Here is a 15,971-nt window from a genome sequence, read left to right on the forward strand (position 1 = left end):
TCGCAAACCCGGCTCACTCCTCGCACTCACTGGACCACCCCCAGCACGGCGGCGGCCAGGCCGATCAGCAACGCGCCGGCCAGCACACCGGCGGCGGCCCGGGGCAGCGCCGCCCGGTGCAGCGCGGCCAGTCCGGCGCCCAGGCCCGTGGCGACCCGGCCGCTGCCCTCGACGGCCCCGTCCACCACCACCTCGTCACCGGTGCGCGCCAGGCGAGCCAGCGCACGGACGGGGCGTACGACAAGGGTGTGCTGGACGTCGTCGAGCCGGAACGCGCGGGCGAAGACCGGCCGCAGCGGGCCCAGCGTGGCCGCCGGATCGGCGGCCGTGTCCCGACGCCAGCGCGCCCACACCAGCCCCGCGCCGACCACCAGCAGCGCCAGCGGCAGCAGCAGCCCCGGCCCGACGTGGACCAGGCCGTCCTCCGCGCCCGCGACGGGCACGGTGGCGAACCGCAGCCGATCGGCGAACGCTCCGACGAACCCGGCCAGGCCCAGCAGCGCGGCCGGCACGGCGAGCAGCAACACGGGCCAGCGCAGTACCGCCGGTGGGTCGTGCGGGTGCACCAGCGGCAGTCGGGGCTCGCCGAAGAAGGCCCGCAGCAGCAGTCGACCCGCGTACCAGGCGGTTATCGCCACACCGAGCAGCCCGGCCAGCCACACCAGCCAGCCCACCCACGACGGCGCGGGGCCGGTGCCCTCCATCGCGGCCGACTCGGCGACCGTCAGCACGCCGTCCTTGCTCCAGAAGCCGGCCAGCGGCGGCACCCCGGCCAGAGCGCCGAGGCCGATCATCGTGCACCAGAACGTCACAGGCATGCTCCGGCGCAGACCACCCATCTCCGACATCAGCGTGGTCCCCACCGAGTGGATCACCGCACCGGCGGCGAGGAACAGCAGCGCCTTGAACGCGGCGTGGGTGAGCAGGTGGAACAGCGCCGCCGACGGCGAGCCGACGGCCAGCGCGCCGGTCATGTAGCCCAGTTGGGAGACGGTCGACCAGGCCAGCACCCGCTTGATGTCGTCCTGGGCGGTGGCGGCGAGCGCCCCGAGCAGCAGCGTGATCGCGGCGAGGACGCCGAGCACCGTCAACGTCACCGGCGCGGCGGTGAACAGCGGGTACAGCCGGGTCACCGCGTACACGCCGGCGGCGACCATCGTCGCGGCGTGGATCAGCGCGGAGATCGGCGTCGGGCCGGCCATGGCGTCCGGCAGCCACGTGTGCAACGGGAACTGGGCGCTCTTGCCGGCCACCCCGGCGAGCAGCAGCAGGCCGGCGGCGGTCAGCGTCGCGCCGGAGTGGTCGTGTGCGAGCACGTCGGCGATGCGGAAGCTGCCCGTCGACACGCCGAGCAGCGCGATGCCGAGCAGGAAGCCGACGTCACCGACCCGCGTCACCAGGAACGCCTTCATGGCGGCGGCCGGCGCGCCCGCGAGCCGGCGGTCGTGGGCGATGAGCAGGTACGAACAGAGGCCCATCACCTCCCACCCGACCAGCAGCATGATCAGGTCACCGGCGACCACCACCAGCAGCATCGCGCCGGTGAAGAGACTGATCTGGGCGGCGTACGGCGGATAGCGGTGGTCGACGTCGACATCGTCGTGCGGGCCACGCCGCAGGTAGCCGATCGAGTAGACCTGCACGGCCAGGGCCACCGCGGTGACCGCGACGGCGACCAGCGCGGCTGCGCCGTCCAGTCGTACGCCGAGGGTCACCGCCAACCCGCCGATGTCCACCCAGGTCGTCGACGTCTCGGTCGGACCGTCGACAGTCAACAGCAGGGCCACGGCCAGCGCCAGCGCCCCGGCCGCACCGGACACGCCGATCGCCACGGCGGTCGCGCGGGCCCGATAACCGCCGGCATGGCGTGGGGCCGGCGGCAGCAGCAGACCGAGCAGACCGGCGAGCAGCGGTACGGCCGGCAGCGCCGCCCCGAGCAGCCCGGTCACCGGCTCGCCTCCGCGTCCTGCTTGACGGCCCCGGCCGGCTCGGTCAACGGCACGTCGTCCACCGCCACGGTCGACCGCAGGCGGTAGAGCTGGAGGACGATCGCCAACCCCACCCCGATCTCCGCAGCGGCCAGCACGATGACGAACAGCGCGAACACCTGCCCGGAGTGCGGCAGCACCGCGCGGGCCGTGGTGTCCGCGGTGACCAGGACGAGGTTCACCGCGTTGAGCATCAGCTCGACCGACATCAGCACCAGCACGGCGTTACGTCGCCGCAGCACGCCGTACACGCCGAGACCGAACAGCAGCGCGGCGGTGACGTACGGGATGACCGGCCTCACCGACGCCCCCCGGGAGCCACGTTCTCCGCCGGCGTCTGCACGTGCACGTCGTCGGCGCGCCGACCGATGTCCGGTCGGGACAGCACCACCGCGCCGACCAGAGCGGACAGCAACAGGACGGAGAGCACCTCGAACGGCAGCACCCAGGAGGTGAAGATCTGCTCCCCCAGCCGCTCCGCCGTACCCGCGTCGGGCAGCACGACGGTGCTCCACCGGTACGCGTCGACCAGCAGCACGCTCAGCCCCAGCCCGGCACCGCCGCCGATCAGTGCGGCGGGCCAGCCGGGCCGGTCCAGGTCGTCGGACGCCCCGATCGGAGCCCGCGTCAGCATCACCGCGAACAGCAGCAGCACCACCACCGCGCCCACGTAGATCAGCACCTGCACCCAGGCGACCAGCTCGGCGCCGAGCACCAGGTAGTCGCCGGCCAGCGCGCCCAGGCAGACCACCAGGTAGAGCCCGGCCCGGACCAGGTGCTTCGTGGTCACCACCAGCACACCGGCGCCGACCGCCACCGCGCCCAGCGCGAGCAGCAGCAGATCCGCGCCGGTCACCGGGCCGCCCCCGCGGCTCGGACGGTCACGACGCCGGGCCCTCGTCGGCGGGGCGTACCGCCGGTGGAACCGACCGCGCGGCCTTGCGCGCGGCGGCGGTCTCCTCCTTGGCCGGCTCACCGTTGGGATCGTGCGCGGGCGGCGGCGGAACCGTCGCCATCCACTGGCCGAGGTGGTCCTTGTCGTGCAGCAGGTCCTTGATGTCGTACTCGGCGTACTCGAACTCCGGCGACCAGTAGAGCGCGTCGAAGGGGCAGACCTCGATGCAGATGCCGCAGTACATGCAGAGCGAGAAGTCGATGTCGAACCGGTCGAGCACGTTGCGCTGGCGGGGACGGGCGGCGCCCGGAACCGCCACCTCCTCCTTGTGCGAGTCGATGTAGATGCACCAGTCCGGGCACTCGCGGGCGCAGAGCATGCAGACCGTGCAGTTCTCCTCGGACAGCGCGATCACTCCGCGCGAGCGCGGCGGCAGCTCGGGGGCGACGTCCGGGTACTGCTGCGTGGTCGAGCGGCTGGTCATCGTCTTGAGGGTGACCGCCAGCCCCTTCACCAGACCGGCGCCGGGCAGGCCGCGCTCGCTGGCGCCGGCGGCCGGATCGCCGCGCTCGCTGGAATCGGTCATGTGGACCATCCTGCCCTGTGGCCCCGGCGCGCGCGACCACCACCCACAGGTCCGAGGCGGTACCGTGGTCGCGGGGAGAACGACCGCACCCGGAAGGACCCGCCATGACCGCCGCGCTGCAGAACGACCACCCGCCCGAGAGCGAGTGGACGACTGACGATCTGGACGCGCAGCCCGAGGATGGCCGTCGCCGGGAACTGCTCGATGGAGTGCTGCTGATGTCCCCCTCCCCCACCCGTACCCACCAGAGCATCGCCGGCCGGCTGATGGCCGCGCTCGACGAGGGCTGCCCCGACGGCTACGACGTGACCCAGGCGGTCGAGGTACGGATCAACCGCACCCGCTCCTTCATCCCCGACGTGCTGATCACCACGGCCGCTGCGGCAGCTCGCGAGCCGTCGAGGTACCAGCCGCACGAGGTCGTCGTCGCCATCGAGATCGTCTCGCCGAGTACCCGTTCGATCGACCGGGTACTCAAGCCGGCGCTGTACGCCCAAGCCGGCATCCCCTACTACTGGCGGATCGAGACCCTGGACGGCGACCTGGAGGTCGTGACCTACCGGATCGACGCGGTGAACGAGGTCTACACCGAGACCGGGCGGTGGACCAAGTTCGTCGACACCGGCGAGCCGTTCCCGATCAACCTGCCGATCAGCCGGATCACGCCGCGGACCCGGTGAGACCGCCTGCGGGCGGCACCATCTCGACGCCGAGCTGCTGAAGGAGCTGGAGCAGCTCGTTGCAGCTCCACACCTCGACGATCCGACCGTCGGTGTCGAAGCGCAGGAACGTCGCCCCGGAGTAGCTGACCACCTGACCGGTCGGCGGCACCGGCCCGAACTGCCCGGCGTGGGTGCCGGCCGCCCGCCAGTGCACTGCCACCCGCTCAGCCGCGGCGACCACGTCGACGATCTTGTAGCGGAGGTCCGGGAAGGCCGCCCGACGCTCGCGGTGCCAGGCCAGCATCGCATCCGGCCCCGTCCCGCCCAGCCCGGGGCACTCACCGGCGATCAACTCGTACGCCGACTCCTCCCGGCGGGCGTTCCACACGTCGGCGATGAAACGCCGGGCCGCCGTCTCCACATCCGTCATGACGGCAGGGTAGCCAAGAAGGACCCGCCTCCGGACCAGCACCGGGAGCGGCCGAGGTTGGCCCGCACCGAGCCGGAGTTCCGGATTTCGGCAAGGATGGCGGTGAGGGCAACCGGAGCGGAGGGCGAACGACGTGGCGGAGACAGGCGGGAAGTACGTCGAGCCGGGCGGCGAGTTCACCCGGGATCAGCGGTACATCGCCACACGGATCACCGCGGACGGGCGGGACGGGTACCCGGTGGAGCCCGGCCGGTACCGACTGGCGGTCAGCCGGGCCTGCCCGTGGGCCAACCGCCTGATCATCGTCCGGCGGCTGCTCGGCCTGGAGGACGCCATCTCGATGGCGGTGGCCGGCCCGACCCACGACGCCCGGAGCTGGACCTTCGACCTCGACCCGGACGGGCACGACCCGGTGCTCGGCATCGAGCGCATCCAGGAGGCCTACTTCAAGCGCTTCCCCGGTTACGAGCGCGGCATCACGGTCCCGGCGCTCGTGGACGTGCCGACCGGGCAGGTGGTGACCAACGACTACGCGCAGATGAGCCTGGACCTGTCCACCGAGTGGACCCCGTACCACCGCGAGGGCGCACCGCAGCTCTACCCCGAGCACCTGCGCGAGCAGATCGACGAGGTCAACGCGGTGGTGTTCCGGGACGTCAACAACGGCGTGTACCGGTGCGGGTTCGCGGGCAACCAGGAGTCGTACGACAAGGCGTACCACCGGCTGTTCGACCGGCTGGACTGGTTGACCGAGCGGCTGACCGACCAGCGGTACCTGGTCGGCGACACCATCACCGAGGCCGACGTGCGGCTGTTCACGACGTTGGTCCGCTTCGATCCCGTCTACCACGGGCACTTCAAGTGCAACCGGCAGAAGCTGAGCGAGATGCCGGTGCTGTGGGCGTACGCCCGGGACCTGTTCCAGACCCCCGGTTTCGGCGACACCGTCGACTTCGACCACATCAAGCGGCACTACTACGAGGTGCACCGCGACATCAACCCGACGGGCATCGTGCCGCTCGGCCCCGACCTGTCCAACTGGCTCACGCCACACGACCGGGAGGCCCTGGGCGGCCGCCCCTTCGGCAACGGCACCCCACCCCCACCCCCCGCCGAGCCGGTAGACCCCCAACACACCCCGCTCCGCTGAAACTTCATGATCGGTGGGCAAGGCTGGGCGGGGGTCAGGGCTGGGGGCGGGGGCTGGGGGCGGGGGTTGCGCTTGGGGCTGTTAGAGGGCTACGCGGACGGCTGCGGTCAGGACCAGTTGGGCCAGGGAGGCGGGGACCAGGACCAGCCAGCAGAGGCGTTGGAGCTGATCCTCGCGCAGGCGGGGGTAGGACACCCGGAGCCAGATGATCACGAATGCCACCGCGAAGATCTTGAGCAGTGTCCAGAGCCAACCGAGCTGGTCGTCGGCGAACGGGCCCTGCCAGCCGCCGAGGAACAGCACCGTGGTCAGCGCGGCGATCACCACGATGCCGACGTACTCGGCGAGCAGGAAGAACGCGAACCGCAGGCCCGTGTACTCGGTCATGTAACCGAACACCAGCTCCGAGTCGGCCACCGGCATGTCGAACGGCGGCCGGCGGATCTCGGCCAGCCCCGCGACGAAGAAGATGATCATCGCGGGTGCCTGCCAGAGCAGCCACCAGGGCTGCCACGCGGCGACGATGCCGGACAGGCTCAGTGTGCCGGCCGCCATCGCCACCGACGCGGCGGCCAGCACCAGTGGCAGCTCGTAGCCGAGTAGTTGGGCGGCCCCGCGCAGCCCGCCGAGCAGGCTGTACTTGTTGGCCGACGCCCACGCCGACATCAGCACCGCCACCACGCCGATGCCGACGACGGCCAGCACGAAGAACAGGCCGATGTCCAACGGTTGCCCGACCAGGTCGTTCGGGCCGAGCGGGATCACCAGCAGCACCAGCAGGTAGGGCAGCAACGCCACCGCGGGGGCCAGTCGGAACACCGCCCGGTCCGCCTCACGCGGGGTGATGTCCTCCTTCTGCACGAACTTCACGCCGTCCGCCACGAGCTGCGCCCAGCCGTGGAAACCGCCCGCGTACATCGGGCCGAGCCGGCCCTGCATGTGCGCCATCACCTTGTGCTCGGCCTGGCCGACCAGCAGCGGCAGGGTGAGGAACGCGACCACCACGCCGCCGATCCGGACCACCAGCTCCACCCAGAGCGGCATCAGCGCGTACCCCCGTCGTCGTCGCTGTCGTCGCGCGCCGCCGGGTCCGCGACCGGCTCGCCGCCGGCAACCCGGGGAGTACGCGCCGGACGGGCCCCCGGCGCAGGCCGCGCGGGTCGCTCGCCGGCCGGTCGGGCCGGGGTACCGCCACGCGGCCCCTCTCCCACACCACCCGCGCCGGCCGGGGTCGGCGTCGTTCCCCACTCACCCGGAGCGGGCACGCCCGGCGGGCGGATCGGTCGACGGCCACCGCCGGCCTCCGACTCGCCCGGTTCCTTCGCGCCCGGCCAGGGCTTCGCCACCCGGGAGGCCAGCACGAACTCCTTGCGCAGCGGATTGCCCTCGAACTCCGGCGGCAACAGCAACGGCCGCAGCTCCCCGTGCCCGTCGAAGCCGATGCCGAACATCTCGTGGGTCTCCCGCTCGTGCCAGGCGGCACCCGGGTAGATGTCCACCACCGAGGCGACCGAGGGCGCGTCGCGCGGTACCCGGGTGCGCAGCAGCACGCCGTGCCGCAGCCGGGTCGACCAGAGGTGCGCGACCACGTCGAAGCCCTCGGTCAACTCGTCGACGGCCGAGAGCCAGTCGAAGAAGTCGCAGGCCAGCTCGGTGTCGTCGCGGGCGACGCGGACGGCGGCCGACCAACTCGCCGGGGGTACGTCGACGGTGGCCCGGGCGAACCGCTGCCCGCCGGAGACCGACGCGGTCGCCTCGACCGGCGCGAGCAACGCGACCAGCCGAGCGCCGACCTCTTCTGACGTCATGCCGCTGATCCTAGGGTCACCGACCCGGCCCGCGGTCCTCGACCGAGCCCCGGTGATCTGCCCGCTTCACCAGCGGTGGTCCCGTCGACGGGGAAAGATGAGGGCGTGCGCGCTGTGACGGTGAAACCTGGGGTCGCCAACTCGCTGAGCCTCGCCGAGGACCAGCCCGAGCCGGCGCCCGACGAGGGCGCGGTCCTGGTCCAGGCACTGGCCGTGGGCATCTGCGGCACCGATCAAGAGATCATCTCCGGCGACTACGGCGAGGCGCCGCCGGGCGCGGACCGCCTGGTGATCGGGCACGAGTCGTTGGGCCGGGTGCTGGAGGATCCGACCGGCACGCTGCAGGCCGGCGACCTGGTGGCCGGTATCGTCCGGCATCCCGACCCGGTGCCCTGCCCCAACTGCGCCGTCGGCGAGTGGGACATGTGCCGCAACGGGCAGTACACCGAGCACGGCATCAAGGCGCTCCCCGGCTTCGCCCGGGACCGCTGGCGGATCGAGCCTGAGTTCGCGATCCGGCTCGACCCGGTGCTGGCCCAGGTCGGCGTGCTCCTGGAACCGACGAGTGTGGTGGCCAAGGCGTGGGACCACATCGAACGGATCGGGCACCGCGCCGAGTGGCAGCCGCAGACCGTCCTGGTGACCGGGGCCGGGCCGATCGGGCTGCTGGCCGCGCTGCTCGGCAGCCAGCGCGGGCTCACCGTCCACGTGCTGGACCGGGCCACCGACGGGCCGAAGCCGGAGCTGGTCGCCGGGTTGGGCGCGACATACCACGCGGTTCCGGTCAACGACCTGCCCTTCGAACCGGACGTGGTGATCGAGTGCACCGGCGCGCCCAGCGTCGTCCTCGACGTCATGTGCAAGGCGGCGCCGAACGGGATCGTCTGCCTCGCCGGGGTGTCCAGCGGCGGTCGGAGCATCGACTTCGACGCGGGGGCCCTGAACCGTGCGCTGGTGCTGGAGAACAACGTGGTGTTCGGCTCGGTGAACGCCAACCGCCGGCACTGGGACACGGCGGCCCAGGCACTCTCCCGCGCCGACCAGGTCTGGCTCTCCTCCCTGATCACCCGGCGCGTGCCGGTGAACAGGTACGCCGACGCGTACACGGCCGGGCCGGACGACATCAAGGTGGTGCTGGAGTTCGCCTCCTAGCTAGATCCCCGGCAGCCGGCCGTTGCGGAACAGGTCCACGAAGAGCTGGTGATCCTGCCGGGCGCGCACCCCGTACACGTGCGCGAAGTCCACCAGGTGGGTGACGAACCCCGGCTCGTCGGCGTCCACGGCCGCGACGATCGCCTCCTCGGTGGAGTAGTCCACGAGGTCGTGGCTGGACTCGTCGTCGGCGACCGAGTGCATCCGGGCCACCGCCCGGCCCAGATCGGCCAGCACCCCGGTCAGCTCGTCCGGCTCGTTGACGTCGGACCAGTCCAGGTCGGCGGCGTACGGGGAGACCTCGGCGACCAGTTGGCCCGCCCCGTCCAGCTCGGTGAAGCCCAGCCACGGATCGGCGTGCGCCTGCAACGCCCGCTGCGACTCGGCGGTCCGGTGGCCCTGGTGCCGGAAGTAGCCGGCCACCGACTCGTCGGTGCTGTAGCGGGCCACCGCCGGCACCTGCGCCTGCTTCATGTAGATCACGACGTCGTTCTCCAACGCCTGGGTGTGCCCCTCCAGCAGCAGGTTGTACGACGGCAGCCCAGCCGAGCCGATGCCCACCCCCTTACGCAGCACCACGTCCTTGATCCGGGCAGCTCCCGGCCGCAGCCGGGCCGTGGCGGCGGGCAGGGTGCCCAGGTACTCCTCGAAGGCGGCGAGCACCTTGTCCCGGGTCGCGGCGTCGACCTCGAAGACGCCGTCGGTGACGGAGAACCGCCGCTCGTAGTTGTCGACGGTGGTCTGCGCGGCGAGCAGGTCGACCCGCGTGTTGAGGCGGGCCTGCTGGAGTACCCGACGCAGCACCCCGTCGGCGTTGTCCAGGGTGATCGACCCGATGGCGTCGTCCCCGCCGGCGGCGATCGCCCGCAGCTCGGTCAGGTAGGCGCGGGCGAAGCCGGTGACCAGCTCGCCGATCACCGTGTCGGAGAGGGCCTTGCTGTAGCCGAGCAGCGCCACGCTGGCCACGAACCGCCGCAGATCCCAGGTGAACGGCCCGACGTACGCCTCGTCGAAGTCGTTCACGTTGAACACCAGTTGCCCGGAGGCGTTCATGTACGTGCCGAAGTTCTCGGCGTGCAGGTCACCGTGGATCCACACCCGGCCGGTCCGCTCGTCGAGGAAGCGGTCGTCGGCGAAGTCACCCCGCTGGTCGGCGTAGAACAGCGCGGCGCTGCCCCGGTAGAAGGCGAACGGCGACGCGGCCATCTTGCGGAACTTGCGGCGGAAGGCCGCCGGGTCGACCGCCATCGACGCGCCGAACTCCGCGCTGAGCACGTCGATGATGTGGGCGGACCGCTGATCCACGGAGTTGCTCATGATGCGCAGGCTAGTGCGGTGGGTCCACAACGGGGTGGCGAACCGGCCATCCACCGATCATGCTGCCTGGGTCACGGCGTCAGGCTGAACGGCCCGGTGACCGAGTTCCCCGGAGGTGACGGCAACCTCCGGGTACCGGTGACGATCCGCTACGGCGGCGACGCGCCGCACAACAGCTTCTGGGTGCAGGCCAACTCCCTGCCGGCCGGCTCGGTGTTCTGGCACACCGACCCGGGCAGCGGCCCGGTGGGTAGCGATGGCGCCCTGGTGCCGCTGCCTGAGCTCCGGTTGATGCCGGGCGAGGAGTACAGCTTCGCAGTGGTCATCAGCCCGCCGACAGATCCGGCCGACGCCACCAAGCTGGTCGACATCGAGTTGACGACCAGCTGGTACCCGGAGACTCCCGACATCGACCCTAGCGACAACGTCGTGCGGACCACGCTGGCTGTCGACACCAACGGCTGACCGGTTGCTCCCGGCCGCCGCTTCGGACTCGTCCGGGCGGCGGCCCGGCCGCCGTCAGGTGGCGGCGGGCGGGCGTACCGGTGGGGCGGTGAGCGAGTCGACCGAGCGCGGGGCGGCGGCCTCGATGGGCGCGGCATCCAGCGGCGCGGCCAGCAGGTCCCGCTGCGGCACACCGCCGATCCCGGACTGCTCGGCCGCGATCTTCTCCTGTAGGCGCAGGATGCCGTGCAGCAGCGCCTCCGGGCGGGGCGGACAGCCGGGCACGTAGACGTCGACCGGGATGAGCTGGTCGACACCCTTGGTCACCGAGTACGAGTCCCAGTAGGGGCCACCGCAGTTGGAACACGCGCCGAACGAGATGACGTACTTCGGCTCGGGCATCTGGTCGTAGAGCCGCTTGATGGCCGGGGCCATCTTGTCGGTCACCGTGCCGGAGACCACCATGAGGTCGGCCTGTCGGGGGCCGTGGGCGAACGGGATCACGCCGAGCCGGATGAAGTCGTGCCGGCCCATGCTGGTGGCGATGAACTCGATCGCGCAGCAGGCCAGGCCGAAGTTGAACACCCAGAGCGAGTAGCGGCGCCCCCAGTTCAGCACGAAGCGGATCGGCTCACCGAGCACTGCCGGTAGCTGCACGGACGTCCCCTCTCCTCACCCCACAGTGAATCACAGCCGGTTGTCACGGACCGGACAGGCAACCGCACCGGTTCCCACCGCAACCGGCGGGCGCAGCCGAGTGTGTGACCGGTGCTGGCGAACACGCCGCCTGCGGCCACCACGGGGAGGACGAGTGCTTGTGACAAGAGAAGTACGGGTGGGCGGTCCGCCCCCCGACCCGGGAAGCCCCGTCCCCGCGCCTGCCGAACTCGTCTTCGACGACTTCTACCACGCCCACTTCCGCTCGCTGGTCGTGCAGCTCACGGCGTACACCGGCGACCGTGGGCAGGCGCAGGACCTGGTTCAGGAGGCGTTCTGCCGGGCGTACGCCAACTGGGCCCGGCTAGCCCGGTACGACGATCCACTGGCCTGGGTGCGCCGGGTCGCCTGGAACCTCGGCCACAACCGCTGGCGGCGGCTGCGGACCGCGCAGGCCTGGCTGCTGCGGCAGCGCGAGACACACGTCGCCGAGCCGAGCCCGGACCGGGTGGCCCTGGACACCGCGTTGGCGAAGTTGCCGCCGAAGCAGCGACGGGCCGTCGTGCTGCACTACCTGGCCGACCTGACGGTCGCCGAGATCGCCGCCCAGGAACGGGTCGCCGAGGGGACCGTCAAGTCGTGGCTGCACCGGGGCCGGGCGGCCCTCGCGACGCACCTGCGTGACACCACCGAGGAGGTGCGAGATGTCTGAGCAGGAGACCCTCGGCCTCGCCGAGGAGTTCGCCCACTACCGCCGTACCGTGCTGGCGGAGGTCGAGGTGCCCGGACCCGCCGCCGTGCGGCGGACGGCGCGGGGACGCGGCCGTCGCCGGCTGGCGACCACCACCGCGACGGTGCTCGCGCTGTTCGGCGGGGCCACCCTGGGATACGCGGCGATGAGCGGCGGCCCGGATCGCGAGCCCGGCCCGGTCGACCCCACACCCACCATCTCCGCGTCGTCCGCCCCGAGCGGCTCGGCGAGCCCGGCCCCCAGCCCGTCCGTCACGACCGGCAGCCCGACGGCCACCCCGCCGAGCGGGAAGATCAGCCGAGCCCAACTGCTCGACGCGTCGGTGACCCTGCCCGCGTGGCGAGCAGGGCCCGGGTGCCCCACGTCGGGCATCCGGCTCAGCGGTGACGACCGCGAGGGCGTCAACTGGCTGCTGGCGTTCGACCAGGGGGACGTCGACGGAGACGGCGCGGTGGAGGCGGTGGGGCTGGTGCAGTGCGTGCTCGGCTCCGGCGGACCCATGCAGGTGGTCGCCTTCGACCGCGACCAGCAGGGCAGGATCGTCACGCTGGGTCGGGTGGTCGCGACGAGCATCGACAAGCCGCAGTGGCTGTTCGCCCTCGACGTGGTGGACGACGGCACCGTGCGGGTGCAGGTCGGCGACATCGCGCCCGGTGGTGGCTGGCCCGGTGAATGGTCACAGCGACAGTGGCGGGGCTACCGCTTCACGGGCGGGTCCTTCGCGCAGGTCTCCGGGCCGACGAGCTTCGGACCGAACCAGCACGACGTCAACCTCGTCGTCACCGCCTCGAACCTGGTGCTGGCCGACGCCCCGGACGGCTCCCGGACCGGCACGATCACCGTGCGCATCCGCAACGGAGGTCACGGACCCGCCGCCTACGTGGATCTACGGATCGGCCTGCCGGCGGCGGTCCGCCCGGATGGTGACGGCTGGGCGGCCTGCCGCAACGACCCGGAGCAGACCGGGCAGCCGTTGTCCTGCGACCTGAACCAGCTCGGGGCCGGTAAAGAGGTCCGGCTCACCCTGGGCTTCCGGGTCGCCGCGGGCGCCACGGCCGGCACCGGGAAGGCCGACGTGGACGCCCGCCCGATGAACGCGAGCTTCGACTTCGTGGAGGAGGTCTACGACCCGGACAACACGGTGGTCATCACCTACCGGTGAGCCGCGCGCCCGGTGCCCCGCCCCGATTCCGGGTGGGGCACCGCCGTTCACCCGGCCGATTCCCAACTCGGGCGTTGCAGGAGACCGACGAACTCGACAAGCAACCGTTCGCGCATCGCCGGCGGGGAGGCGTCGAGCAGCGTGTTCACGACAGCCATCCGATCCGGCAGCGGACCGGCGCCGCCACCACCCAGGCCCAGCCCGGCGGCCAGGCCGGCCACCACCTCCGGCGTCAGGGCCTCGGGGGTGAGGGCGCCGACCAGGGACGCCAACTCGGCGGGCAACCGCACCGGGCCGGTCGCCCGGGCCGCCGCCACGGCGGCGACCAGATCCGGGCCGAACTCGGCCACCCGGGGCGCGACCGAGGCGGTCACCGTGAGGTGCACGCTGGCCGGCAGATCGGCGTACGACAGCTGGGGCTGGGTGTGCCAGCCACGCGCGGTCAGCTCGTCGACCAGGACGAACAGGTCGGGGCCACCCTCGGTGGCGGTGAAGCAGACCACCGTGGACTCCGGCTCGACCATCAGCCGTAGCCCGTCGACGGCGCGGACCGCGTCGGCCAGACCGGTGACCGCCTCCCGGGTGGTGGCGGCCAACCGCAGGTAGCCGGCGTCACCGAGGTGTCGCAGGGTGGCGTACGCGGCGGCGATCGGGCCGCCCGATCGGGTGGACGCGATCACCGGGTTGATCATCGTGTAGCCGGGCCAGTCGGCGTACGCGAAGTACTGCGGCGCGCGTCCCGCCGCGTCGCGGTGCAGCAGCACCGACACGCCCTTCGGCGCGTACGCGTACTTGTGCAGGTCGACCGAGATCGAGGTGACACCGGGGACCGTGAAGTCGAACGCCGGCACCGGCGCGCCGAGGCGACGCAGGTACGGCAGGGTCCAGCCGCCGAAGCAGGCGTCGACGTGGCAGCGCACCCCGGCCTCGGCGGCCACGGCGGCGATCTCGGCGACCGGGTCCACCACGCCGTGCGCGTACGAGGGCGCGGAGCAGGCGACGAGTACGGTGTCCGGCCCGATCGCGGCGGCCATCGCGGCGGGCTCGGGACGCAGCGTGTCCGGCGAGACCGGCACCACGTCCAGTGCCACCCGCAGGTAGTGCGCCGCCTTGGCGAACGCGGCGTGCGCCGTCGACGGCACCACGATCCGGGGCGCGCCGATCTCCGGGTGGGCGTCCCGGGCCGCCTTGACGGCGAGGATCAGTGACTCGGTGCCGCCGCTGGTGACGCTGCCGACGACGTCCGGCGCGATCGTGCCCGGGCCACCGCCGAGCACTCGGCCGGCCGCGCCGACGAGCGCGTTCTCCATGGCCAGCAGGGAGGGGAACGCGGTCGGGTCGAGCCCGTTGACGTGGGCGCTCTCGGAGTGCGCGGCGGCGGTGAGGTCGTCGAGCCCCGGCACCGCCGGGTCGTAGACATAGGCGAACAGCCGCCCGCCGTGGGTGGGCCGGTCGCCCCCACGCAGCCGCCGGACCTCGTCCAGCGCCTGTTCCGCGCTGACCCCGTCGCGGGACAACGCGCCCGCCCCGAGCGTGTTCTCGTCGATCATGGAGTCATGGTGCCCTTCTCGTAACGGTCAACGGCTTTCGTCCCCCACCACAACTCCATGACCGACCCCGAGGGTGGGGGCGGCGAGGGTGTACTGGCGGAGCAGGAGGATGGGGGGAGCTATCAGGAGGGCCGGGATCAGGGTGAAGCCGAGCAGCACGCCGAGCCTCGCCGTGTCGGACTGGGCGGCGGCCGTGCCCGTGTCGGAGGAGACGTAGCCGGAGATCTGCAGCACGAGGCCGTAGATGCCGGGGCCGAGAGCCAGGCCGAAGGTCTCCCCGGCGGTCCACAGGCCGGTGAAGACACCCGCCTGCCGACGGCCGGTACGCGCCGCCTCGTCCGCGATGCAGTCGGGCAGCATCGCCAGCGCGAACACCTGCTGCCCGGCGTACCCGACGCCCAGCACCGCGACCACCAGGTAGACGACGACCGGGGGCAGTGCCGGGGCGGCGACCAGGGCGAGCGCCCCGGCGGCGAGGATCAACCCGGCGATCACGAGTGCGGCCCGCTTGCCCAGTCGCGCGCCCGCACGGGCCCACAGCGGCATCACCAGCAGCGCCGGCCCGACGAAGCAGGCGAAGAGCAGCGTCGGCCCGTTGCGGTCGTCGCGCAGGATCTGCCCGGCGAAGTAGTTGACCCCGGCGAGGATGGTCGCCACCCCCGCGGACTGCACCACGAAGCAGATCAGCAGTGCCCGGAACGGCCGGTTGGCGGCGGCCACCGCGAGCTGGGCACGCAGCGTCGGCTCGCTGGCACCGGTCACACCAGCGGGTGCGGACCGGGTGCCGAGGAACGCGCCCAGCGCGCCGACGGCGATGAGCGTCGCCACGAACAGACCCATCCAGCGGTGCCCGGGCACACCGTCGCCGCCGGCCTTTACCACCAGCGGGGCGACCGCGCCGGAGATCAGGATGGCCAGCGCCAGCGCGGCGATCCGCCAGGTCATCAGCCGCGTACGTTCGGTGTAGTCGTCGGTCATTTCGGCGGGCATCGCCATGTACGGCACCTGGAAGAAGGCGAATGCGGTGGCCGTGGCCAGGAAGGCGAGCGCCACGTACGTCGCGGCGGCCGGTCCGTTGTCGAACGGCGCCGCGAAGATGGCCGCGAAGAGCACGGCGAGCGCGAGACCAGCGACGAGGAGGTACGGGCGGCGTGCGCCCCAACGCGACCGGGTGCGGTCGGAGATTCGTCCGGCGACCGGGTTCACCAGCACGTCCCACGCCTTGGGCAGCAGCACCAGCAGGGCGGCCACCCCGGCGGCCACGCCGAGCGTGTCGGTCAGGTACGGCAGGAGCAGCAGGCCGGGCACGGTGCCGAACGCGCCGGTGGCCAGCGAGCCGAACGCGTATCCGACGTGCACCGGGCGGGGCAGCCGACCGGTGGCGGGCAGGCCGGCAGCACCCGGCGGCTGGTTCATGGG

At 72.3% G+C, this 15,971-nt stretch carries 16 protein-coding genes and 1 pseudogene; 6 read left to right on the forward strand and 11 right to left on the reverse strand.

The features are described from left to right. Window positions 1-26: 26 nt before the first annotated feature. From ACGFH9_RS02405 to ACGFH9_RS02420, 4 genes and pseudogenes are all read right to left on the reverse strand, one after another. The gene (locus ACGFH9_RS02405; protein WP_393214045.1) at window positions 27-1,949 is read right to left on the reverse strand and encodes an NADH-quinone oxidoreductase subunit L; all 1,923 of its coding nucleotides are present in this window, start codon (window positions 1,947-1,949) and stop codon (window positions 27-29) included. Beyond that, window positions 1,946-2,290 (reverse strand): NADH-quinone oxidoreductase subunit NuoK, encoded by a 345-nt coding sequence (gene nuoK, locus ACGFH9_RS02410; RefSeq protein WP_393214048.1) that lies wholly within the window; start codon window positions 2,288-2,290, stop codon window positions 1,946-1,948. Before nuoK ends, ACGFH9_RS02405 begins: the two co-directional genes overlap by 4 nt. Then, window positions 2,287-2,844 (reverse strand): NADH-quinone oxidoreductase subunit J, encoded by a 558-nt coding sequence (locus ACGFH9_RS02415; protein WP_393214051.1) that lies wholly within the window; start codon window positions 2,842-2,844, stop codon window positions 2,287-2,289. The genes nuoK and ACGFH9_RS02415 overlap by 4 nt, the downstream gene beginning before the upstream one ends. Before the next feature lie 28 nt (window positions 2,845-2,872). Then, window positions 2,873-3,469 (reverse strand): annotated as a pseudogene (locus ACGFH9_RS02420) (NuoI/complex I 23 kDa subunit family protein); the annotation flags it as partial. Window positions 3,470-3,573: 104 nt separating this feature from the next. On the opposite strand from ACGFH9_RS02420, the gene ACGFH9_RS02425 reads away from it, so the two are divergent. Next, window positions 3,574-4,149 (forward strand): Uma2 family endonuclease, encoded by a 576-nt coding sequence (locus ACGFH9_RS02425; RefSeq protein WP_393214054.1) that lies wholly within the window; start codon window positions 3,574-3,576, stop codon window positions 4,147-4,149. On the opposite strand, the gene ACGFH9_RS02430 is transcribed toward ACGFH9_RS02425, so the two are convergent. Beyond that, on the reverse strand, window positions 4,130-4,561 hold the full coding sequence (locus tag ACGFH9_RS02430) for an ester cyclase (RefSeq protein WP_393214057.1): 432 nt from the start codon (window positions 4,559-4,561) through the stop codon (window positions 4,130-4,132). The two genes, ACGFH9_RS02425 and ACGFH9_RS02430, sit on opposite strands and share 20 nt — an antisense overlap. 133 nt (window positions 4,562-4,694) lie before the next feature. On the opposite strand from ACGFH9_RS02430, the gene ACGFH9_RS02435 reads away from it, so the two are divergent. Beyond that, window positions 4,695-5,711 carry a glutathione S-transferase family protein gene (locus tag ACGFH9_RS02435; protein WP_393214060.1) on the forward strand — a complete coding sequence of 339 codons (1,017 nt, stop codon included), beginning with the start codon at window positions 4,695-4,697 and terminating at the stop codon, window positions 5,709-5,711. Between the two features lie 81 nt (window positions 5,712-5,792). Here the strand turns inward: ACGFH9_RS02435 and ACGFH9_RS02440 are convergent, their stop codons facing one another. Both ACGFH9_RS02440 and ACGFH9_RS02445 read right to left on the reverse strand, forming a co-directional pair. Further along, window positions 5,793-6,755, reverse strand: a complete 963-nt coding sequence (locus ACGFH9_RS02440) for an NADH-quinone oxidoreductase subunit H (protein ID WP_393214063.1) — start codon at window positions 6,753-6,755, stop codon at window positions 5,793-5,795. Next, window positions 6,755-7,519, reverse strand: a complete 765-nt coding sequence (locus ACGFH9_RS02445) for an NADH-quinone oxidoreductase subunit C (RefSeq protein WP_355242265.1) — start codon at window positions 7,517-7,519, stop codon at window positions 6,755-6,757. The genes ACGFH9_RS02440 and ACGFH9_RS02445 overlap by 1 nt, the downstream gene beginning before the upstream one ends. 105 nt (window positions 7,520-7,624) lie before the next feature. Here ACGFH9_RS02445 and ACGFH9_RS02450 point away from each other — a divergent pair, with 105 nt between their 5' ends. Continuing rightward, window positions 7,625-8,671: a glucose 1-dehydrogenase gene (locus tag ACGFH9_RS02450; RefSeq protein ID WP_393214067.1), complete on the forward strand. Its 1,047-nt coding sequence runs from the start codon at window positions 7,625-7,627 to the stop codon at window positions 8,669-8,671. Here the strand turns inward: ACGFH9_RS02450 and ACGFH9_RS02455 are convergent, their stop codons facing one another. Further along, the gene (locus ACGFH9_RS02455) at window positions 8,672-9,988 is read right to left on the reverse strand and encodes a DUF2252 domain-containing protein (protein WP_393214070.1); all 1,317 of its coding nucleotides are present in this window, start codon (window positions 9,986-9,988) and stop codon (window positions 8,672-8,674) included. It lies immediately after the preceding gene. A 96-nt stretch (window positions 9,989-10,084) separates the two neighbouring features. On the opposite strand from ACGFH9_RS02455, the gene ACGFH9_RS02460 reads away from it, so the two are divergent. Next, window positions 10,085-10,453, forward strand: coding sequence for a hypothetical protein (locus ACGFH9_RS02460; protein WP_393214073.1), 369 nt, complete (start codon window positions 10,085-10,087; stop codon window positions 10,451-10,453). 54 nt (window positions 10,454-10,507) lie between these two features. Here the strand turns inward: ACGFH9_RS02460 and ACGFH9_RS02465 are convergent, their stop codons facing one another. Then, on the reverse strand, window positions 10,508-11,089 hold the full coding sequence (locus ACGFH9_RS02465) for an NADH-quinone oxidoreductase subunit B (protein WP_393214076.1): 582 nt from the start codon (window positions 11,087-11,089) through the stop codon (window positions 10,508-10,510). Window positions 11,090-11,267: 178 nt separating this feature from the next. On the opposite strand from ACGFH9_RS02465, the gene ACGFH9_RS02470 reads away from it, so the two are divergent. After that, window positions 11,268-11,801, forward strand: coding sequence for a SigE family RNA polymerase sigma factor (locus tag ACGFH9_RS02470; protein WP_355242279.1), 534 nt, complete (start codon window positions 11,268-11,270; stop codon window positions 11,799-11,801). Then, window positions 11,794-13,002, forward strand: coding sequence for a hypothetical protein (locus ACGFH9_RS02475; protein WP_393214080.1), 1,209 nt, complete (start codon window positions 11,794-11,796; stop codon window positions 13,000-13,002). Before ACGFH9_RS02470 ends, ACGFH9_RS02475 begins: the two co-directional genes overlap by 8 nt. A gap of 47 nt (window positions 13,003-13,049) precedes the next feature. Here the strand turns inward: ACGFH9_RS02475 and ACGFH9_RS02480 are convergent, their stop codons facing one another. Beyond that, the gene (locus ACGFH9_RS02480; RefSeq protein ID WP_393214083.1) at window positions 13,050-14,552 is read right to left on the reverse strand and encodes a pyridoxal phosphate-dependent decarboxylase family protein; all 1,503 of its coding nucleotides are present in this window, start codon (window positions 14,550-14,552) and stop codon (window positions 13,050-13,052) included. 27 nt (window positions 14,553-14,579) lie between these two features. After that, the gene (locus ACGFH9_RS02485) at window positions 14,580-15,968 is read right to left on the reverse strand and encodes an MFS transporter (RefSeq protein ID WP_393214086.1); all 1,389 of its coding nucleotides are present in this window, start codon (window positions 15,966-15,968) and stop codon (window positions 14,580-14,582) included. Window positions 15,969-15,971 lie beyond the last annotated feature (3 nt).

Origin of the sequence: Micromonospora sp. NPDC049102 (assembly GCF_043197485.1) — a bacterium.
Taxonomy (GTDB): domain Bacteria; phylum Actinomycetota; class Actinomycetes; order Mycobacteriales; family Micromonosporaceae; genus Micromonospora.

What these genes read in the sequence shown, in the direction of transcription:
- ACGFH9_RS02425 (WP_393214054.1), top strand. Translation starts at nt 3,574, where the DNA reads ATGACCGCCGCGCTGCAGAACGACCACCCGCCCGAGAGCGAGTGGACG.
- ACGFH9_RS02430 (WP_393214057.1), bottom strand. Translation starts at nt 4,561, where the DNA reads ATGACGGATGTGGAGACGGCGGCCCGGCGTTTCATCGCCGACGTGTGG.
- ACGFH9_RS02440 (WP_393214063.1), bottom strand. Translation starts at nt 6,755, where the DNA reads ATGCCGCTCTGGGTGGAGCTGGTGGTCCGGATCGGCGGCGTGGTGGTC.
- ACGFH9_RS02445 (WP_355242265.1), bottom strand. Translation starts at nt 7,519, where the DNA reads ATGACGTCAGAAGAGGTCGGCGCTCGGCTGGTCGCGTTGCTCGCGCCG.
- ACGFH9_RS02455 (WP_393214070.1), bottom strand. Translation starts at nt 9,988, where the DNA reads ATGAGCAACTCCGTGGATCAGCGGTCCGCCCACATCATCGACGTGCTC.
- ACGFH9_RS02475 (WP_393214080.1), top strand. Translation starts at nt 11,794, where the DNA reads ATGTCTGAGCAGGAGACCCTCGGCCTCGCCGAGGAGTTCGCCCACTAC.
- ACGFH9_RS02480 (WP_393214083.1), bottom strand. Translation starts at nt 14,552, where the DNA reads ATGATCGACGAGAACACGCTCGGGGCGGGCGCGTTGTCCCGCGACGGG.
- ACGFH9_RS02485 (WP_393214086.1), bottom strand. Translation starts at nt 15,968, where the DNA reads ATGAACCAGCCGCCGGGTGCTGCCGGCCTGCCCGCCACCGGTCGGCTG.